Annotated in this window: 21 protein-coding genes; 7 read left to right on the forward strand and 14 right to left on the reverse strand. The window is 50.9% G+C overall.

Going from position 1 to position 18701, the window contains the following annotated elements; translation table 11 throughout:
* The first annotated feature begins 41 nt into the window (after positions 1–41).
* Both Q4E93_RS08390 and Q4E93_RS08395 read left to right on the forward strand, forming a co-directional pair.
* Positions 42–1241: a BamA/TamA family outer membrane protein gene (locus tag Q4E93_RS08390; protein WP_303584221.1), complete on the forward strand. Its 1200-nt coding sequence runs from the start codon at positions 42–44 to the stop codon at positions 1239–1241.
* A gap of 397 nt (positions 1242–1638) precedes the next feature.
* A complete protein-coding gene (locus tag Q4E93_RS08395) occupies positions 1639–2019 on the forward strand; it encodes an RNA polymerase sigma factor (RefSeq protein WP_303584222.1) in 381 nt (126 codons plus the stop codon).
* A 9-nt stretch (positions 2020–2028) separates the two neighbouring features.
* Here the strand turns inward: Q4E93_RS08395 and Q4E93_RS08400 are convergent, their stop codons facing one another.
* From Q4E93_RS08400 to Q4E93_RS08410, 3 genes are read right to left on the reverse strand one after another with little or no spacing between them, the layout of a single operon-like run.
* A complete protein-coding gene (locus Q4E93_RS08400; RefSeq protein WP_303584223.1) occupies positions 2029–2289 on the reverse strand; it encodes a hypothetical protein in 261 nt (86 codons plus the stop codon).
* A 5-nt stretch (positions 2290–2294) separates the two neighbouring features.
* Positions 2295–2636: a hypothetical protein gene (locus Q4E93_RS08405; protein WP_303584224.1), complete on the reverse strand. Its 342-nt coding sequence runs from the start codon at positions 2634–2636 to the stop codon at positions 2295–2297.
* Between the two features lie 28 nt (positions 2637–2664).
* Complete coding sequence (locus Q4E93_RS08410; protein WP_303584226.1) at positions 2665–2898, reverse strand: YtxH domain-containing protein; 234 nt, start codon at positions 2896–2898, stop codon at positions 2665–2667.
* A 241-nt stretch (positions 2899–3139) separates the two neighbouring features.
* Here Q4E93_RS08410 and Q4E93_RS08415 point away from each other — a divergent pair, with 241 nt between their 5' ends.
* From Q4E93_RS08415 to Q4E93_RS08425, 3 genes are read left to right on the forward strand one after another with little or no spacing between them, the layout of a single operon-like run.
* Complete coding sequence (locus Q4E93_RS08415; RefSeq protein WP_303584228.1) at positions 3140–3613, forward strand: Dps family protein; 474 nt, start codon at positions 3140–3142, stop codon at positions 3611–3613.
* Between the two features lie 26 nt (positions 3614–3639).
* Complete coding sequence (locus Q4E93_RS08420; RefSeq protein WP_303584230.1) at positions 3640–5130, forward strand: alpha-amylase; 1491 nt, start codon at positions 3640–3642, stop codon at positions 5128–5130.
* A gap of 45 nt (positions 5131–5175) precedes the next feature.
* On the forward strand, positions 5176–6582 hold the full coding sequence (locus Q4E93_RS08425; RefSeq protein WP_303584232.1) for an ATP-binding protein: 1407 nt from the start codon (positions 5176–5178) through the stop codon (positions 6580–6582).
* Positions 6583–6612: 30 nt separating this feature from the next.
* Here the strand turns inward: Q4E93_RS08425 and Q4E93_RS08430 are convergent, their stop codons facing one another.
* Both Q4E93_RS08430 and Q4E93_RS08435 read right to left on the reverse strand, forming a co-directional pair.
* Positions 6613–6762 carry a lmo0937 family membrane protein gene (locus tag Q4E93_RS08430; RefSeq protein ID WP_303584233.1) on the reverse strand — a complete coding sequence of 50 codons (150 nt, stop codon included), beginning with the start codon at positions 6760–6762 and terminating at the stop codon, positions 6613–6615.
* A gap of 25 nt (positions 6763–6787) precedes the next feature.
* Positions 6788–7186, reverse strand: coding sequence for a response regulator (locus Q4E93_RS08435; protein ID WP_303584234.1), 399 nt, complete (start codon positions 7184–7186; stop codon positions 6788–6790).
* A 338-nt stretch (positions 7187–7524) separates the two neighbouring features.
* Between Q4E93_RS08435 and Q4E93_RS08440 the strand changes: the two genes are divergently transcribed.
* Positions 7525–8940: a sigma-54-dependent transcriptional regulator gene (locus Q4E93_RS08440; RefSeq protein ID WP_303584235.1), complete on the forward strand. Its 1416-nt coding sequence runs from the start codon at positions 7525–7527 to the stop codon at positions 8938–8940.
* A gap of 83 nt (positions 8941–9023) precedes the next feature.
* Here Q4E93_RS08440 and Q4E93_RS08445 read toward each other — a convergent pair whose 3' ends face one another.
* Complete coding sequence (locus Q4E93_RS08445; protein WP_303584236.1) at positions 9024–9833, reverse strand: DUF4249 domain-containing protein; 810 nt, start codon at positions 9831–9833, stop codon at positions 9024–9026.
* Positions 9830–10492 carry an HAD family hydrolase gene (locus Q4E93_RS08450; protein ID WP_303584238.1) on the reverse strand — a complete coding sequence of 221 codons (663 nt, stop codon included), beginning with the start codon at positions 10490–10492 and terminating at the stop codon, positions 9830–9832. The genes Q4E93_RS08445 and Q4E93_RS08450 overlap by 4 nt, the downstream gene beginning before the upstream one ends.
* A 42-nt stretch (positions 10493–10534) precedes the next feature.
* Here Q4E93_RS08450 and Q4E93_RS08455 point away from each other — a divergent pair, with 42 nt between their 5' ends.
* Positions 10535–11521 carry a Gfo/Idh/MocA family protein gene (locus tag Q4E93_RS08455; RefSeq protein WP_303584240.1) on the forward strand — a complete coding sequence of 329 codons (987 nt, stop codon included), beginning with the start codon at positions 10535–10537 and terminating at the stop codon, positions 11519–11521.
* 47 nt (positions 11522–11568) lie between these two features.
* Here Q4E93_RS08455 and Q4E93_RS08460 read toward each other — a convergent pair whose 3' ends face one another.
* From Q4E93_RS08460 to Q4E93_RS08490, 7 genes are read right to left on the reverse strand one after another with little or no spacing between them, the layout of a single operon-like run.
* Complete coding sequence (locus Q4E93_RS08460; RefSeq protein ID WP_303584242.1) at positions 11569–12300, reverse strand: GntR family transcriptional regulator; 732 nt, start codon at positions 12298–12300, stop codon at positions 11569–11571.
* 44 nt (positions 12301–12344) lie between these two features.
* Positions 12345–13379 (reverse strand): GntR family transcriptional regulator, encoded by a 1035-nt coding sequence (locus Q4E93_RS08465; protein ID WP_303584244.1) that lies wholly within the window; start codon positions 13377–13379, stop codon positions 12345–12347.
* Between the two features lie 17 nt (positions 13380–13396).
* Positions 13397–14011 (reverse strand): LutC/YkgG family protein, encoded by a 615-nt coding sequence (locus Q4E93_RS08470; protein ID WP_303584245.1) that lies wholly within the window; start codon positions 14009–14011, stop codon positions 13397–13399.
* Position 14012: 1 nt separating this feature from the next.
* The gene (locus Q4E93_RS08475; RefSeq protein WP_303584246.1) at positions 14013–15380 is read right to left on the reverse strand and encodes a lactate utilization protein B; all 1368 of its coding nucleotides are present in this window, start codon (positions 15378–15380) and stop codon (positions 14013–14015) included.
* Entirely contained in the window at positions 15377–16096 is a 720-nt protein-coding gene (locus Q4E93_RS08480) for a (Fe-S)-binding protein (protein WP_303584248.1), read from the reverse strand. Before Q4E93_RS08480 ends, Q4E93_RS08475 begins: the two co-directional genes overlap by 4 nt.
* A 9-nt stretch (positions 16097–16105) precedes the next feature.
* Entirely contained in the window at positions 16106–17413 is a 1308-nt protein-coding gene (locus Q4E93_RS08485) for an FGGY-family carbohydrate kinase (protein WP_303584250.1), read from the reverse strand.
* 10 nt (positions 17414–17423) lie between these two features.
* Complete coding sequence (locus Q4E93_RS08490) at positions 17424–18698, reverse strand: sugar isomerase (RefSeq protein WP_303584252.1); 1275 nt, start codon at positions 18696–18698, stop codon at positions 17424–17426.
* Positions 18699–18701 lie beyond the last annotated feature (3 nt).

The raw sequence follows: 18701 nt of genomic DNA on the forward strand, positions 1-18701 counted from the left end.
TTCTGAAAATTGCCGTAATGTTGTGGCGGAACCCATTCCATTTGACCAGCCGTATCAAAATAGCCTTATTATTTCTTTTTTCCTTCCTTCTGATCTCAGCAGTAAGATCCCAGGATGCATCCAGGGAATCGGACCTGGTGGACCTGGGACGCCGCCTGCTGAAAGGCTCCGCGACGCGGCGCCGGGACACCGCCCTTCAACAGGCGGGAAAGCTCCACATTTCCGCTTTGCCCGTAGTAGGATATACTTTGCAGACCGGCTTTGCGGGAGTGCTGAGCGCCAATTTCGCCTTTTACACCAGCAGCGAGGGTCCCACCAACATCTCCAGTATCCTTACCAGTGTCACTTATTCCCAGTACCGGCAGATCATCTTCCCGATACAGGCCGACATCTGGACAAAGGGGAATAACTATAATATCATCACGGATTGGCGTTATCTCAAATATCCCTCGCTCACCTATGGATTGGGGGGGAATACGTCGCCGGACAGCGGATATAATATCGATTATGCTTACCTGCGACTCCACCAGGCCATCCTGAAAAGGATCGCCAGGGATCTCTACCTGGGGCCCGGCTATGACCTGGATTATTTCTGGAATGTACGGGAAGTTGACCCACCAGCTGGCAAAGAGACTGATTTTCAACAATATGGCTTACATAAGACAGCCATAGCGTCCGGCGTATCGCTCCATTTTCTATACGATGCCCGCCATAACCAGATCAACCCGGACGGCGGGGGGTATGCCAGCGTCAGTTACCGGCCCAATTTCACGTTTTTGGGCAGCGACGACAACTGGCAGTCCCTGATCCTGGACCTCCGCAAATACCTCCGCTGGCCGGGCAATACCCACAATGTCCTGGCCATCTGGAGCTATAACTGGTTTACCACAGGCGCTGGCAGGCCGCCTTACCTGCTGCTCCCCGCCACGGGCTGGGACGCATACAGCAATACCGCCCGGGGCTATATCCAGGGACGTTTCCGGAGCAGGAATATGCTGTACCTCGAGACGGAGTACCGCTTCCGGATATTATCCAATGGCCTGCTGGGAGGAGTGATCTTCGGGAATGCTCAATCCTTTTCCGAGCCGGGGTCAGGGCGATACGAATATTTTATGCCGGGCTATGGGACAGGCCTGCGCATTAGCCTGAATAAATTTTCAAGGACCAATCTATGTATCGATTATGGCTGGGGAACACATGGTTCAGGAGGGTTCTTTGTAAACCTGGGTGAGGTCTTCTAATCCACACTAATAATCAAAAAAAAAGTAATGTAACGGGGGTCTGCAGCCGTACATTACCTGTCTTTTCAGGGGTTGATCACAGGAGAATATATTTACGACTAGTCCTTACCGGGAATGGAGGACAGCCTGCATAAACAATGTTGGGTGAATTGCCACAAATTATGTACCACTTTTTCGTATCTGGCTGATATTCCCCGCATTAGCTATATAAAACCAAAAAAGGCAGGTTGAGATCAACCCGCCGGCATAGTGAGATTCACATGAGAAAACTAATCTTAAAACACCAGAATGAGATTATTGTACTATCATATTAAAAAAATATTTCCTTTAAAAAAAAGCCGGTCTTCCCGGTTACGTCCGGGGGACCAGCTTTTACTAATGGTAAATCGTACCCCTCATGGGCGGCACAGAACTAGGGCAAAATACATTCGAACATTTCGTAGATCTTTACTGTCCCTCTATTTTTTCAGCGATAGCCAAGCTGACAGGATTGAGGGATAATAAGGAGATCGAAGGATTGACGGTGAACGTCTTTATCGACTTGTGGAAGACCAACCATGAGCTGTTTACGGACGCGCGGCCTCCTGCCCTGGTGTATAAGATCATCCTATTGCATGTCTTCACCTATCTGAAGCGGGAAGGATACGAGGAAAGGATCATGCAGCTGCAGAATACCCTACCTATCGATCCCACCAATTATACCCCTGTCCTGGAGCCGCAAAGTGAAGAGCTCAGGGTCGCACTGCTGCGCAAATTGATCAACCTGTTAAATCGCTAGGGCAGATCGCTATTTTGCAATTCCCTTCTTAAAGTACTTTTTCACCACGAAGCTTGTGATAAGCCCGGCTGCCATGCGGAAAAGACTCGTCTTTACTTCGGAGCGGCCGCCAAATAAATTGGAAAAAACGCTTTTCAGCAGATTGACTGGTTTGAGCCTGTCGGCAATTTCCGCCACCTTCTGGCGCATATGCTGCTCATTCACGTAGTTCTGATGTTCCAGATCACGTATAGCCTCTCTAAGATCTTCTAAGTTCCTGATCTTTGGCATAGATGCTATTTTAATATTTTTCTTATCAGCAAGTTGCTGAAAGGCTCTTTCAGCCAACGATCCCGGCGAATAAAACAGATGAGTCCGAAGATGAAATAAGCGCCTCCGATGATGAAGAAGCCATAAAAGCTTTTCCCCAGCCAGTCGCCTATCAGTAAAGCAAAACCTACGCTGAAGAGCATCACTGTGAAGGCAACCAGCCCGATCATCCCCAGGCCGGACACCAGCTCGCCAGATACGTCTGCAAGACTTTCAATGGCTTTCAGTTTCCACAGGTTGGCCCTGGTCTCCAGGTAATCCCCTGCATCGGATAGCAATGCGTCTATATCGTGCCGTTGATCTTCCATGTTTGTTTGAGTTACACGACCGTTGTAGCTATACGGCGGCGTTTTTTGTTTTGCCGAGGTTTTCTTTTACACCATCCACCATCTCATTGAACTTTCCTTTGATCGTTTCCCCCAGGTCGGTGATAGAGTCACCGAGATCGGAACCTTTCTCTATTATCTTCCTTCTTGTCTCCGTGCCTTTGTCCGGAGCCAGCAATATACCTAATGCGCCACCGATGGCCGCGCCTACCAGGAATCCTACTAAAACTTTTGAAGTGCTCATATGCTTGATTTTTAAAGTTTACGATAAATCTACTCTCGTATATCTAAAAATCCCTGCCAGATTTAATTGCGCCTGATTCCCTGTGTTAGCAGTCCTAAAAGCATTCTTCATGAGAAATTTTTTCTACACTATGGGTAGATTCACCTATCGGTGTGCCCATTGCGACCGGAAAATTTTACCAAATCAGCCATAGTTGGGAAATGGTACTATTCTGGTTGTTATATCCCAAAAAGAAATAAACATGCAACCTCAAATTGGAATTTCAGCCAAAAATTTAAAAAGCGTTGCTTCGCTGCTGTCTGTGGTCCTCGCAGACGCCGTAGTATTGTATACCAAGACCCGCAAGTTTCACTGGAACGTCAAGGGAGAAAGTTTTATGGAGCTGCATCTCCTGTTTGAAAAGCAGTACAACGAACTGGAGGAAGCCATTGACGAAATTGCCGAAAGGATCAACAAACTGGGGGAGCAGACCATCGGCACCATGAAAGAGTTCCTGGAGCTGACCCATCTCAAGGAGGCGCCTGGCACCTATCCTACGCGCAAGGAAATGATAAAAGAATTATTAACAGACCATGAATCCATCATCATTGCTTTAAGAAAGGGTGTGGACCAATGCCAGGATGAGTATAAAGATGCGGGTACGGCCGACTTTCTTACAAACCTGATGGAAGATCATGAGACCAATGCCTGGAAGCTGAGACGATATCTTGATTAGTTTATTTTAAACCCTAACCTGTAAGCATGCAGAACGGAACTATCTTTCAATTTTTTCATTGGTACTATCCCAATGACGGCAGTTTGTGGAAAAAAGTAAAGGAAGAGGCAGCTCATCTGGCCGGGCTCGGCTACACGGCCGTGTGGCTTCCCCCCGCCTTCAAAGGCACCAATGGCATCTATTCCATCGGTTATGACGTATATGATATCTATGACCTGGGCGAGTTTGACCAGAAAAATTCGATCAGGACCAAATATGGCACCCGGCAGGAATATTGCGACGCTATCAAGGCATTGCATGACGCCGGCCTGCAGGTGTACGTGGACATTGTGTTGAACCATAAGGCCGGAGGGGATGAGTCCGAGCTGATAAAGGTGAGAAAGGTGGATCCGGAAGACAGGAATAAGTTCATCAGCGAGCCTTTCGACATAGAGGCTTTTACCAAATTCACTTTTCCGGGCAGAAAGGGAAGATATTCACCTTTCATCTGGGACTTCCGTTGTTTCACAGGGGTGGACTACGACAATAAAAGCAAGGAAACGGCGATCTATAGCATTCTCAACGATTACGGCGAAGGTTGGGAGGAAGTAGTGGACGATGAAAAGGGAAACTACGATTACCTGATGTTTGACGACATCGAATTCCGGAACCCGGCCGTACGGGAGGAGCTGAAGCGTTGGGGTGAGTGGTATTGGAAAGAGACCGGGTTTGACGGCGTCCGCCTGGATGCGGTGAAGCATATCGCTCCTGATTTTGAGAATGAATGGCTGGATCACATGCGTAAGTTCACGGGGAAGGAATTTTTCGCCGTGGGCGAATACTGGGCGCCGGGCAATCTGCCCCTGCTGTTGAAATACATCGATGCTACGGAGGGAAGGATGTCGTTGTTCGATGCTTCCCTTCACCACAATTTCGAGGCGGCTTCCAGGCAGGGAAAGGATTTTGATCTGACCACCATTTTCAACGATACCCTGGTGGCCACCAAGCCCGGGCTTTCCGTCACCGTGGTAGGCAATCACGATACCCAGCCCCTTCAGGCCCTGGAAGCGCCCGTGGAACAGTGGTTCAAGCCCCTGGCTTACGCCCTGGTATTATTGAGGGAACAAGGTTATCCCTGTGTCTTTTACACCGATATGTACAGCGCTACTTATAAGGACAAAGGACATGACGGGCAGGAATATGAGATCTTCCTTCCTGCCTGCGAGAACATTGATAAACTATTGCTGGCCAGAAAGCAGTTTGCTTACGGCCGGCAGCGCGATTATCTCGACCACGCCAATTGCATCGGCTGGACCCGCGAAGGGGACGGGGACCATTCCGGCTCAGGCTGCGCCGTTCTGCTCAGCAATGGAGATGAAGGCTTTAAGACAATGGAAGTCGGCAAGATGCATGCGGGCCGGAAGTTTACGGACTGGCTGGGCAAATATCCCGGGGAAGTTATCATCGACGAGGGAGGGAATGGCATCTTCCATGTCAGCCCGGGATCTGTCAGCGTGTGGGTTCCAGCCGGCAATTGAGGGAAAAGGTTGCGTTAATGGGAGGCAGATGTTATGAGTACGGTCATGAAAAAATTTGCAGTTGATCTGCATACCCGTGTTGGCTATGGAACGGCATTCTTCCTGCTGTTGATATCCTACCTGTTAACCCTTTATGCCAATTCCGAGCTGTTGAAGCAGGCCCGGCTGGTGGACCGGAGCAATAAGATCATCATCCAGATGGAGGATTTGCTCTCTTCCCTGAAAGACGTGGAATCAAGCGCGCGGGGTTATTTATTATTGAAAGACGACCGGTTCCTGCGGCCATATGAAAACAGCAAACGCCTCACCGACTCTTTATACGGTGAACTGCATGTAGAAACATTGGGCGACACGATCATCGGGGAGGACCTGCTGACACTGCGCAGCCTGATAGACAAGCATTATCAGCTCGTCGCCTTTGTCATCGACGATTTCAATCAGCATCAATACCAGCTCAACGACGCACAAAGATCGAAAAGCTTCTTCAGGGAGGAGATCATGGATCACATCCGTACCATAGTGAAAGAGATACAGGGAAACGAACATTCCAGGTTAAAAAAAGGCCTGGATGAAATGACTACCCGCTACCGCATCCTGAACGCTGTTATCATCATCTCGCTGATCCTGGCCGTCGCCCTGGCGGCATATGGCTTCTTCACCTATTCAAGAGAGAACAAAGCCCGCCGCATTGCGGACGAAAAAGTTGCCGGTTACCAGGAGCAGCTAAAACAGCAGATCGCCGAGCTGGACAAGGCCAATAAGGAGCTGATACAAGTGCGCAGCATTGAAAAATTCGCCTCCACCGGCCGGATCGCCCGGACCATCGCCCATGAGGTGCGTAACCCGCTGACCAATATCAACCTGGCCGTGGATCAACTGGAGACGGAGTTCAACAGCAATTTACCGTCCAGCTACAGGATGATGCTGGATATGATCAGCCGCAATAGCGTGCGGATCAACCAGCTGATCACCGATCTGCTCAATTCCACCAAATTCGCTGAATTGGTCTATAAGAAGATCCCGGTGAACCAGCTGCTGGATGAGACGCTGGAACTGGCACGGGACAGGATCGACCTGAAGAATATCACCGTAGTGAGAAACTATTCCAATGATATCTGTGATATTGCCGTGGATGTGGAGCGTATTAAGATCGCCTTTCTGAACATCATCGTCAATGCGTTGGAGGCCATGGAGCCGGGCATCGGGATACTCCAGGTGCGAACGTGCAGTAAGGACGATAAGTGTGTCGTCACCATCACTGATAATGGACCGGGCATCGACCCGGAAGCACAGTCCAGGATCTTTGAGCCTTATTACACCACTAAGTCCAAGGGCACCGGGCTGGGGCTGACCAATACGCAAAATATCATCCTCAACCACAATGGGCATATAACGCTGGAGAGCGAGAGAGGGAAGGGAACTGTATTCACGATCACGCTTGACTTTGCATAAAAAAAAACGCCTGCGGCGTTTTTTTTTATCTTAATCTGCTCTGCGGATGACCTTCAGCAGGATCGCGATTACTGCTATCACGAGCAAAAGGTGGATGATGCCTCCCGCATGGTAGCCCAGAAATCCAATGGCCCAGGCTATAACGAGTATCACTGCAATCAGGTACAATAGATTTCCCATCTTGATGTTATTTAAAGGTTAGAAACTACAGTATGATTTGCAGCCGCCCTGTTGAATCGGGCCTGTGAAGCTTGTCAATGGCCTCGAAGATCATCTGCCTGTTCAGCGGCTTTGCAATGAACAGGTCTACTCCTCCATTGTAAGCCTTTTTACGGTCAGCCGCCCCGTCATGGGCCGTGATCATCACGACCTTTATTTCCGGGTAATTCTTTTTTACATAAGGTATAAAGTCAAGGCCAAACCCGTCCGGCAGGTGATTATCCAGAAACAATAAGGAGGGAGTATCCTCCTGAAGGGCAGTAACGGCGTCGGATAAGGAATTTACAAAAGCGGCCCGAAAATTTCGCTGTTTCAACATCCCGCTGAGCAAATAACAAATATCCAGTTCATCGTCAACAATTAAAACCTTGGAATTGTCTATCATAATATTGCTTTCCACGTACCTCAAAAATTAAAATCTCATTAAAGCGCTGCGTTCGTTGTATGAATCTATTACAATTTTATTGCCATATAAAGTGGCAACATCAACCGGGCGGAATAAAGGGTTCTTCCCTTATGGGATCTTCCGGAGGAAGCATTATGTCCCCCCAATCCACCCGGCGACACCCCAATGTGTGGAATTTTTTCCCCATTTGAACTTTAACTTGCGGTTTAACAAGTGCTTGAAATTTGGCGTGATGTTCGGTATAAAGACAATGTAAACTATTAGATAGTCCCTTTTTATACTTTTTCCAGTAATTTTAAATAAAGAAATTATCGTTTATGAAGAGAATTCTGATCATTGATGATGATATGGATATGTGTAATTTATTGAGCCGGTTCTTGGGAAAAAAAGGGTTTGAGACGGAAGCAGGGCATAGCGGTAATAAGGGCATTGCAAAATTCAAGGAATCGAAGTTCGACGTAGTGCTCTGCGATTTCAGATTGGGCGATAAAGAAGGAAGGGAAGTATTGAAGGAGATCAAGCAGATCGATCCTTACGCCATTGTCATCATCATTACGGGCTATTCCGATATCAAAACGGCGGTGGACGTAATAAAGGCCGGCGCGTTTGATTATATCACCAAGCCGTTGATACCGGAAGAGGTATTGAATGTCATTGGGAGGGCCTTGCAGCAGCAGGCTTCCGGCGATGTCAGCGCTACTGATTCTCCCAGGCCGGCAGCGGCGCAAACAGCCAAGAGGAAGTCCTATACCGAAGATGAATTCCTGGTTGGCCAGGCTCCGTCCACCAAGGAGCTCTATCGCCAGATCGAGCTGGTAGCACCCACCAATTACAGTATCATCCTATATGGAGAAAGCGGCACGGGAAAAGAGGTCATCGCCCGTACCGTTCATCAACTCAGTGCCCGCAAGGACAAGCCTTTTATCGCGATGGACTGCGGCACCCTGTCCAAGGAACTGGCGGGAAGTGAGCTGTTTGGACACATGAAGGGCGCTTTTACGGGGGCCCTTGCGGATAAGGAAGGTCATTTCGAGCTTGCCAATGGCGGCACGCTCTTTCTGGATGAGGTAGCCAATCTTTCCGTGGAGATCCAGGCAGCGTTGCTGCGGGTCATCCAGGAAAGAAAGTTCAAAAGGGTTGGCGGCGTGAAGGAAATGGATGTGGACGTCCGGATCATCGTCGCTTCCAATGAGAACCTGCAGGATTCCTATCGGAAAGGAAGGTTCCGGGAAGATCTTTTCCACCGTTTTAATGAATTCTCCATCGTATTGCCTGCCCTTCGCTACAGGAAGGAAGATATCCTGCCGTTTGCCGATTTCTTCCTGGCAAAGGCCAATAAAGAGCTGAATAAAGAAGTAGAAGGCTTTGATGCCGAAGTGATGCAGATCTTCATGAATTACTCCTGGCCGGGTAACCTGCGTGAATTCCGGAATGTCATCCGGCGCGCGGCCTTATTAACGTCCGGGGGGCTTATCAATACCCGGGTATTGCCTCCTGAGATCGTGGATAGCAATGCCTTCGGCCCCTCCGCCAGTGACGCTTATTCCCCTACCGTCCAGCATCATCCCGTGGCGCATAAGGAGACAGACCTGAAGAATGCGGCAGCACAGGCAGAGTATGATACGATCATGAATGTGCTCAAACAAGTGAACTATAATAAATCACGTGCGGCGGAGATCCTGAAGATCGACCGTAAGACGCTGTATAATAAGATTAAGAGTTACCAGCCGTGAGCTACAAGCTGCAAGCTACAAGCTACAAGCTAAGGAATGCCTAAGAATATCCGGCTTGCAGCTTGTAGCTTGTCGCTTGCAGCTTAATATATAGCCAGTTTTGCCCGATTCACCGTGTGGGCGCTGAAATAGCCCAATGCTCCTCCCGTGAGATTGGTGATGGGGTTATTGGGTGTGGCGGCCTGAAAGCCGTTGTTGGCAGTCACCTGTAACAGACTGAAGAAATAATTGTAAATATTCCTGTCGATACAATACATTTTTAGTTGCAGTGTATCTCCTCTTTTCAGATAAGCGCTGTCATTGAATAAAGGCTGTTCTATGTACCTTCCATCCGACAGCCTGTCCTCAAAAACGAAAGTGTTGGGGATCATCTTACCGTTGAGATATTCGATGAACTGATAATAATTCACTATTCCCGAAGGGTCCTGGAAATTCACCACCGCATTCAGATCCTTTTTGCCATTGAAGTCCGTGTTCAGGGCGAAGGAGACGGAGTCAAGAGGGACGAGTGCCGGCATGGTAGAGACGGCTGTATATTGTTGCCCGTCCGCCTGCACCACCAGGCTATAGGTGTGTCCTGGCTTGCCAGTGAAGGCGGAAGTTTCATACCTACCGGGAGATGCTTCCGTCAACGCGTAGGACAGGCCGCCCGTGCTGTCCGAGATCTGCACAGCGGCGCCCGTGACGGGAGGGAAGGTATTGAGGTCGGAGAAATTCACTGTCCGGGTGATCTTCACCAGGTGGGGGCCAGCCTCGTTTGTGATGTCTCCCTCGATGACGATCCTTGACGGGGCGTCATCCAGCTGTACCTGTATGGTCCTTTTACAGGCGGGGCCGCCTGTTGCAAGCAGCAGGATCAGCAGCCGGGCGGTATATGTACTTTTTATTGTCATGAGAACAGGTCCCCCAGGGACGCATCCGTATAATCCTCTATGAAATGGACGATATTCGGATAATCCCGGAACTCCTCTTTGTCATGCATGGTCGTCAACACTACACAACGCATCCCTGCATTCAGGGCGGCTTCCACTCCTTTCGGAGCGTCCTCGAAAACCAGGCAGCCTGGCGGGGCCACCCCCAGCAGGTCTGCAGCTTTTAAAAATGTTTCCGGATGCGGCTTGCTGATGGTGACATCATCCGCACTGACAATGGCCTGAAAATAATGACGGATCGACAGGTTATCCAGTATAAAATCGATGTTGAAAGTAATGGCGGCCGAGCCGATAGCCATCCTGATATGGTGTGCTTCGGCTTTCTTCAGGAGATCGGACAAGCCGGCGATCAATTGAAGGTGCGGGCGAAAAGCCTGCTGGTACCTGTTCTCTTTCGTCTTCGAGATCTCGAGCACCTGGTCCTGGCTAAAATGTCCTTTACCAAAGATCCTGTCCAGCAGCTCTTCATTCTTGCCATACATATGGCCTTTTACTTCTTCCCGGCTCAGGCCGGCGTTGAGGTCCTCATTCAGAATATTGTACCACGCCGTGAGGTGGTATTCCATGTCGTTGATCATCGTTCCATTAAGGTCGAATACGAATGCCTTAGGTTGCTTCATCCTGTAAAGATACAAACCCCGGCAATTCCGTATTTTGTGCACATGAAAAATTATAAGTGGGGTATCATCGGCCCCGGAAAGATCGCTCATAAATTTGCCGTCGCCCTAACCCTTGCGGGAGGCGCCCGGTTGGAGGCCGTTGCTTCCCGGGATGGCAGCCGGGCCCGGGAGTTTGCTGAAAAGTTTGGGGCTTTAAAGCATTACGACAGCTATGAAGCACTGGTAAAGGACCCGGATATAGATGCCGTGTATGTTGCCACCCCCCATGCCTTTCATTGTGACCAGGTGTTGCTGTGCCTGGCCCATGGCAAGCCTGTGCTTTGCGAGAAGCCCATGGCCCTGTCCGCCAGGCAGGTGGAGAAAATGGTGCAGGCAGCCCGGGACAACCAGGTATTTTTAATGGAGGCCATGTGGACCCGCTTTCTGCCCCATACGGAAAAGATACTGGAGCTGATCCGGGAAGGGCGGCTGGGAACCATCCAGTATGTTCGTGCCGACTTTGGGTTCGCGGGTGTTTATAATGTCGAAAATCGTCTTTTCAATACGTCCCTGGGTGGCGGCTCGTTGCTGGACATCGGGGTATATCCGTTGTTCCTGTGCCTGCTCCTGTTGGGTAAGCCTGACAAGATCCAGGCTACGGGAAAGCTGGCCCCCACCGGAGCGGACGAGAGCTGTCATGCCCTGCTGCATTACAGGGAAGGGGCCACTGCAGTCGTCAGTTCCACTTTCTCCTGTCAAACCTCTATTACGGCAGAGATCGCGGGTACGCTAGGGCTGATACAGGTGCCTTCGGCATGGTATAAGAATGATCGTTTTACTTTACGGGATCCGGGTGTGGATAGTACGCCTGAGGCATTCCAGCTGGAGCCGATGGTCAATGGATTCGAATACCAGATCCGGGAATTGATGCGTTGCGTGGAGGGGGGACTGATCGAAAGTCCTGCCATGTCCCATGACTTTAGCCTCCTGCTGAGCAGGACGATGGACGAAATCCGCCGGCAGGTGGGGGTCAGGTATCCGGGGGAGTGAGTTTTGAGCTGTGAGCCGTGAGCTACGAGCTGTGAGTTGGGGTTGGATCAGGTCTTTTTGATGTCGATGGAATAAGTGAACTTGTCAGCCCTGTAGTATCCGATATTGTACTCAATGGGGCGGTTGCCGGGATCGTATACAAAACGCTCCCGGATGAGAATGGGATCGTTTGCGGATATACCCAGCTTTTTGCCCATAGGGCCGGCCAGGGCGGCGCTGATGTTCTCATTGGAACGTACGACCAATACGCCGAACTTGTCCTCCAGCATCGTATACAGCGGTTTGGAGAAATTGTCCTCCGGCACCACGCCGATGCGGGGGTGGAAATAACTTTCGAAATATACGATGGGGTCGCCCGCGCTGCCTTTCAACTTAGCCAGCTTTACCACAGGCTTGCCTTCGCGGATATTAAAAAAGCGGAGTATTTTTTCATCGGCCTTTACATATTCAGCCTTTATAGAGATATTTTCCACCTGTATGCCCCTTTCCCGCATCTCCTGCGTAAAGCTATACCAGTGATCCAGGCCTGTGGACAAAGGCTTTTTTTCCGCTACCTTGGTCCCAACCCCTTTCTTACGGAGCAGCAATCCCTCATATTCCAGCTTATTGGTAGCCTGCCGGATGGTGTTCCGGGAGACGCCCAGCCGGTTAGCCAGCTCGACTTCCTTCGGCAGGAATTCGCCGTTCCGGAATTCCGGAGAAGCGATCAGCTTGCGCATCAGCTCTTCCACCTGGATATGGAGGGGGACTTTCTTTTGATGGTCAATATGCAGCTTCATTCGTATGGTATGAACCTATGTTATGAATGTTCAAACATACTACTTTATAATGAATTTCTCAATGTGAGATAAAAAGGAACTTCCTGCTTCCGGCAGGTGTTATCCAGCACCAGCCTGGCGGCCATGGTCCCCATCTCCTGGAAGTCAGTGGAAATAGTAGTGATCCCATTGAGGATGATCTTCTTCAGGGGCGTCTCATTATAGGATATCAGCCCTACCTGGCGGCCTAATTCCAGCTTCAGGGAGATGATCCGCTCGATCAGCAGCACGAGGTCTTCCTCCATCAGGTTGATATACACTTCTCCTTCCCGGATGGGCTCTTCGGCAATGTTGCTGACCGTCTTGAACGTGAAGGCATATTCCTGGCAGAATCGCCTGCAGCCGTCGAGGATCTCTACGGGATGATAGGTATAGGCGGGGAAAATGACCTTGATCGTGTGGTATTTGCTGAGGTGCTCCCTTGCCTTATCCAGGGCGCCGTAGATATCCGCTTCGAAATTCTCATAGACGGCGCAATAATCCCCTTCGATGCCGGGGATCATTTTATCCAGCAGGACCAGCTTGTTGGCTGGGATGGTGTTGATGATCTCCGGAGCACGCTCCTCCCCTTCCCGGAAATGGGGGATAATGACAAAGTGGGAGTAGTCCTCGTCCTTTTTTTCCATCAGGAGCTTTTTGAAGAGGCCGAAGTCGTTGTTGTAGATATAGAAGTCGACTGCCGCGTATTCACCCAGGGCGGACATGAAGGCGTCGTAGATGATCTTCTTGTGGGCGCTGAGCTTATTGAAGAGGAGGAATACTTTCAGCGTCTGTTTGAAATCCGCGTTTTGTATGAAGTAGCCTTTGCCGGGCACGGACCCCAGCACGCCCATTTTCTTGAGGTATTTGTATCCCTTCTCTGCGGTGTCCCGGGAGATCTCCAGCTCGAAGCTCAGTTCGTTGATGGAAGGCATGATGTCGTTCTTTTTGATCTTGCCTGATTCTATGGCTTTGAGGACGGAATTGGTCAGCTGCAGGTATTTTGGAGTCGCAGAGAACTCATCCACACGGATCCATTCGAATATGTTGTTGTGCTTCATGATGAATTCAAATATAATCAATAAAACCCCGCATCCGACATCTCCTCATCGAGGAGGAAAACCGTCATACTTTTCGGCCCGTGCGCACCCAGCACCAGCGATTGTTCGATATCCGCCGTCTTCGACGGCCCTGCGATAAAAACGCCAAAGCCGTATTCAGCCCCGGCAATTCGCTCGTATGCCTCATACATGGTGGGGACGATGTCCTTCCTGCGGATCACCAACGCCAGGTCTTGCGCAATAAAAGGAAGGGCACGTTCGATCATTTTTTCTTCCGTGATCCAGCAGGCGCCATTTTCAGCGACAGCAAAATGCGCTTCGAGTACCACCAGCCCCACATTTTCCAACGTATGGGGATCTTCATAGTGTTGAGAGATCTCCGCCAGCGCAGACAGTTCCGGGCAGGTGGAGACGATGCGATGCGTATCCGTATATTGCTCTTTCAGGATCGTTGCGATACGATGGAAGCCGGACACTATATAAGCGCGGCCTCCGATGCCTTCCAGGACTTCGATGAACTGACGGGACAAGCCGGAAAATTCACCTGTGCCCGGAGGGGTTACTGCAGGCAGGTCCCGCTGATCCGGTTGATTATTCTTGATAGCTGCCAATATCTTATCCCTGCTGCTCATATCATTTTCTGTTTTTCTTATACCATTGCCCGAATGATTCCCTGGGAACTTCCGGCATATCCCTTCCCTTCCACCAGGGGTTCAGCCCATTATTCACCGTGAAAGGAGCATTGAGCATGAACCAACGCCCTGCTTTCCCGGCCGTATGATAGACGGAAGGATTGGACAGCACCCAGTTCATTGCCTTCATGGCGAGTTTTTTCCCGGCAGGGGCATACCCCTCCTGTACGATCACCTGTCTCCATTTGTAGAGCTGCTCGTGTATATCGATCTTCACCGGGCATACATTGGAGCAGGACCCGCACAAAGTGCTGGCGAAAGGCAGATCAGAATATTGTTTCATGTCCAGGTTGGGCGAGAGTATCGACCCGATAGGGCCGGCAACAGCCGTATGGTAGCTGTGCCCGCCACTGCGGCGGTAGACAGGGCAGGTGTTGAAACAAGCGGCGCAGCGAATGCACTTCAGCGAGTTGCGGAAGTCTTTCCTGCCCAGCTGGACGCTCCTGCCGTTGTCTACGATCACGATGTGCATTTCCTGGCCGGGGCGCGGCCGTTTGAAGTGACTGGAATAAGTGGTGATCGGCTGGCCCGTTGCGCTCCTGGTCAGCAGGCGGAGGAAGATGCCCAGGTGCTTACGCTGCGGGATCAGCTTCTCGATGCCCATGCAGGCGATGTGGATATCGGCAAGATGAGCACCCATATCGGCATTGCCCTCATTAGTGCAAACTACAAACTCACCCGTCTCCGCAATAGCAAAGTTCACCCCCGTGAGAGCGGCCCTGCGGGTAAGGAATTTTTCCCTGAGATGCAGCCTGGCCGCGTGCGTGAGGAACTGCGGATCGGCATTGCCGGCAGGTGTGCCCAGGTGCTCGTGGAAGATCTCCCCTATCTCTTCTTTCTTCTTGTGAATGCAGGGAAGCACGATGTGACTGGGAGGCTCGCCCGCCAGCTGGACAACACGTTCTCCCAGATCGGTGTCCACTACATCGATGCCCTGCTCCTTTAAGTATTCGTTGAGATGGCATTCTTCCGTAAGCATCGACTTGCTCTTCACCATCCTGTCGATCCCGTGTTTTTTGAGGAGGCTATAGACAATATCATTATGCGCTTTCGCATCAGCCGCCCAATGGACGACGATGCCGTTGCGGATGGCCTGTTCTTCGAAAAGGGTCAGGTATTCGCTGAGGTTGGAAAGGACATTGTCCTTTATCTTCGAGGCAGTGTCCCGCAGCCATTCCCATTCAGGAACTTTTTGGGCTGCCTTATCCCTTTTTTCCCTGACGAACCAAAGGGTCTGGTCGTGCCAGTCCACCCGGGGCTCGTCCTTATTAAATTCGTCGGCCAATGCCGCGTGGTCTTGTTTGCTCATTCCTTACTATCTAATATTTCTGCTATATGCTTGACTTGTACGGGGCTCTTCTGCCGCCGGAGAATACCCTCCAGGTGCATGAGACAGCTCATGTCGGCGCCCGTGATATATTCCGCGCCATGGTGCAGATGATCCGCTACCCTGTCCTTTCCCATCTTCACCGACACAGCCGCCTCGGCCACACAAAAGGTGCCGCCAAAACCGCAGCATTCGTCCTTGCGTGCCAGGTCTATCAGCTGAATGCCTTTCACCATCTTCAATAGTTGCTCCGGCTTGGAAAAAGGCGGCGCCATCAGCTCCGTCATCTGCGCCAGCTTCAGTCCACGCTGCCCATGGCAGCTCTGGTGCAGGCCTACCTTGTGCGGGAAGCTGGCCTCAATATTTTCAACTTTCAGGATGTCCGTGAGGAATTCCACGAGCTCGTAGATCTTTTTAGGAATATCGGCATCACCGTGCAGATGATCTTTGATATGCAGCGTACAGCTGCCTGAAGGACACACGATATAGTCATAGGCTGCAAAATTCTTTATGAACAGGTCGTTGCACCCCTGCGTAAGATGTTCGAAGCCGGAATTCGCCATCGGCTGTCCGCAGCAGGTCTGATCGGCGGGGTAATCCACGTCGCAACCATATTTTTCCAATAAATGAAGGGTGGCTATCGCTACCTGTGGATACAGCTGGTCAACATAACAGGGAATGAATAATCCTACACGCATTTAACGAAACTACTTATAAAATTTCAATTCTATGATATCTCCCGGCAGCGATAAGGTATTCCAATGAGGATGGATTGCCAGGGCGGCTCCGATGGCAGTGGCCTGTGGTATGCTGGCGGCAAATACTTCTATATGAGGGAAGGCGGCTGCCAGCAAATGCATATAAATCTGGTTCCTGGCAAATCCGCCATCTACAAAGATCCTTTTGACTTCCGTCCCTTCCAGCACCAGCCGGGTAGAGGCCGCCTGCTGTGCCATGATATCCATGATCAGGTGATGATAAGCCTGCTCAAAGCTGACGTGGTCGTCCGGGTCACTTAAGTGTAAAGTTGACACGATAGAAGGGTCATAGGCCACTGTTGCTGCATATTGCGGGTCTTTATGGAACCGGGCCGCCAGCTTTTTCACCTGCTGCTCATGCTCATACCCCGCAAACAGCCTGGAGGCCTTTACAGGACGTCGCTGGTAGCTGATGTAGCACAAACAATCCTTCTGCAGCTCGGCCACGGTGAGGGGATGATCATTGAAAGGGTTCATGCTGATGCACCAGGTCCCGGTGGAGATGAGCACAAAGGGCTCCTGGAAGCTTTCCAGGTAAGGTATCATAGCTGCCGAGCTGTCGTGAAGGCCGATGCCGGTCCGCAGAGGTTTTCCGTCAGTCTGGACGGGCAGCACGCTGTCTGACCCCAGCAGCGGCGCCAGTTTATCAATGATGCCCTCCCGGAGTACCCATTCATGATAATTGTCCTGTGAAAAATTCCAAAGGTTCGTGTGGCATCCGATGCTGGTGATATCCGAATATTGTTGTCCCGTCAACAAGAAGCTCAGGTATTGAGGAAGGTGCAGGCTGCATTGGATCTGCTCATAGATATCCGGCTGCTCCTCCTTTATCCTGTATAACTGCATGCCCGAGTTCAAACTGCCCAGCACCGGAGAGGCCGTCAGCATGCTGAAAGTGATCTCCCCGCCGTACTTGTCATAAAACTTCTTCTGTAAGTTCTCCGGGTAAGGCTTAAGATAGTTGTAGAGCGGGGTCACGGGCTTACCGTCTTTGCCGACGTGTACAAAGCTGGCGCCGTAGGCGGAAAAATTCACTGCGCGGATGTCGAAGTCTTTTTGGGCTTTCGCCGTAGCATATGCTTCTTTGACCCAGGCGGTGAGACCTGCGATGTCCTCACAGGCCTGGCCATCTTCGTCTGTAGTTTCGGACAGGGACCGGGACTGCTCCCAAACGATCTTATACTGTTCGTCCAGCAAAAACACCTTTTTATTGGTCTTGCCTACATCGAACAGGGCAATTACGGATCTGGCGGGCATAGCGCGTTGTTTATAGGCCCGTAGCCACCGTCCTGGCGCCACGTTCTTTGATCAAATGTTCACGGACTTTTTCACTGCGGTACAAAGCCAGCGGATCCAATGCGCCGCCAGCCCGAAGACGCGCTTCAGCGACCAGGGCACGTACATCGGTGCGGAAACTGTTCTGCAAAGCTTCCTGCGCCGCCACCGTGTCGTTGGATTGCTGTGCTTCCGACAATTTCTTCCTGTCCACGATCAGGGCCTGCGCATAGGTGAGCATAATGGCTTCCACCGATTGCAAGAGGTCTTCCAGCGGATCTTTTACGTTATGCGAAGCATCGATCATCCAGCCCAGGTCCTTCGTATGGTCCATGCCGCGGGCATCCATCCCTTCCACCAGCTCGTTGAAGATGAGGAAAAGCTGGTAAGGCTTGATGCTGCCTACGGTCAGGTCGTCATCGCCATATTTGCTGTCATTGAAATGGAATCCGCCCAGTTTCCCCTCCATCAGCAGCAATGCCACGATCTGCTCTATGTTGGCATTGGGCAGGTGATGTCCCAGATCCACTAATGTGTATGCCTTAGGGCCCAGTTTGGAGGCATACAGGAGGGACTGTCCCCAATCGCCGACGGTGGTGGAATAAAAATTAGGTTCAAAAGCTTTATACTCTACGAACATCTTCCAGTCGGCAGGAAGTGCCGCGTAGATCTGCTGCAGACCATCCAAAGTATTTTGAAAGGCCTTGCGGAAATTCAGCTGTCCCGGGAAGCAGGAGCCGTCGGACAACCAGACAGTGAGGGAATTGGACCCCAGTTCCACCCCGTGCCGGATCACTTCGATATTATGATCGATGGCCTGCTGCCGGACTTCCTTGCGCACGTGCTGCAAAGACCCGAACTTATAGCTATGCTTTTGTCCCGGCTGATCCTGGAAGGTATTCGAATTCATCGCGTCAAAACGAAGACCATGCTGGGCAGCCAGCGCCCTGATGGCGGCGGCATCCCTGGGAATATCCCAGGGGATATGCAGGGAGATCGCTCCGCTGCTGCGGTTCAACGCATGTAACGTTCCAATGTCTTCCATCTTTTCTTCCAGGCTACGCGGCTCGCCTCCGCCGGAAAAACGTCCGAAGCGGGTGCCGCCCGTACCCAGCGCCCAGCTAGGTATGGCTACCTGGAAATCGATCAGCTTTTGGAGGATACTTTCGAGGTCCCCGATGCCGGCCGCGAGGAATTCAAATCTCCGGCGATGCTCTTTAAGCAGGGACTGGTTATGGCTATCTATCTTATATTTTTCAATTTGCATATG

The sequence above is a fragment of the Flavitalea plasmicola genome (assembly GCF_030546645.1).
Lineage (GTDB): Bacteria > Bacteroidota > Bacteroidia > Chitinophagales > Chitinophagaceae > Puia.

Coding starts and splice junctions, on each gene's coding strand:
- Q4E93_RS08395 (WP_303584222.1), top strand. CDS start 1,639: ATGGGCGGCACAGAACTAGGGCAAAATACATTCGAACATTTCGTAGAT.
- Q4E93_RS08400 (WP_303584223.1), bottom strand. CDS start 2,289: ATGCCAAAGATCAGGAACTTAGAAGATCTTAGAGAGGCTATACGTGAT.
- Q4E93_RS08405 (WP_303584224.1), bottom strand. CDS start 2,636: ATGGAAGATCAACGGCACGATATAGACGCATTGCTATCCGATGCAGGG.
- Q4E93_RS08410 (WP_303584226.1), bottom strand. CDS start 2,898: ATGAGCACTTCAAAAGTTTTAGTAGGATTCCTGGTAGGCGCGGCCATC.
- Q4E93_RS08415 (WP_303584228.1), top strand. CDS start 3,140: ATGCAACCTCAAATTGGAATTTCAGCCAAAAATTTAAAAAGCGTTGCT.
- Q4E93_RS08420 (WP_303584230.1), top strand. CDS start 3,640: ATGCAGAACGGAACTATCTTTCAATTTTTTCATTGGTACTATCCCAAT.
- Q4E93_RS08425 (WP_303584232.1), top strand. CDS start 5,176: ATGAAAAAATTTGCAGTTGATCTGCATACCCGTGTTGGCTATGGAACG.
- Q4E93_RS08430 (WP_303584233.1), bottom strand. CDS start 6,762: ATGGGAAATCTATTGTACCTGATTGCAGTGATACTCGTTATAGCCTGG.
- Q4E93_RS08435 (WP_303584234.1), bottom strand. CDS start 7,186: ATGATAGACAATTCCAAGGTTTTAATTGTTGACGATGAACTGGATATT.
- Q4E93_RS08440 (WP_303584235.1), top strand. CDS start 7,525: ATGAAGAGAATTCTGATCATTGATGATGATATGGATATGTGTAATTTA.
- Q4E93_RS08445 (WP_303584236.1), bottom strand. CDS start 9,833: ATGACAATAAAAAGTACATATACCGCCCGGCTGCTGATCCTGCTGCTT.
- Q4E93_RS08450 (WP_303584238.1), bottom strand. CDS start 10,492: ATGAAGCAACCTAAGGCATTCGTATTCGACCTTAATGGAACGATGATC.
- Q4E93_RS08455 (WP_303584240.1), top strand. CDS start 10,535: ATGAAAAATTATAAGTGGGGTATCATCGGCCCCGGAAAGATCGCTCAT.
- Q4E93_RS08460 (WP_303584242.1), bottom strand. CDS start 12,300: ATGAAGCTGCATATTGACCATCAAAAGAAAGTCCCCCTCCATATCCAG.
- Q4E93_RS08465 (WP_303584244.1), bottom strand. CDS start 13,379: ATGAAGCACAACAACATATTCGAATGGATCCGTGTGGATGAGTTCTCT.
- Q4E93_RS08470 (WP_303584245.1), bottom strand. CDS start 14,011: ATGAGCAGCAGGGATAAGATATTGGCAGCTATCAAGAATAATCAACCG.
- Q4E93_RS08475 (WP_303584246.1), bottom strand. CDS start 15,380: ATGAGCAAACAAGACCACGCGGCATTGGCCGACGAATTTAATAAGGAC.
- Q4E93_RS08480 (WP_303584248.1), bottom strand. CDS start 16,096: ATGCGTGTAGGATTATTCATTCCCTGTTATGTTGACCAGCTGTATCCA.
- Q4E93_RS08485 (WP_303584250.1), bottom strand. CDS start 17,413: ATGCCCGCCAGATCCGTAATTGCCCTGTTCGATGTAGGCAAGACCAAT.
- Q4E93_RS08490 (WP_303584252.1), bottom strand. CDS start 18,698: ATGCAAATTGAAAAATATAAGATAGATAGCCATAACCAGTCCCTGCTT.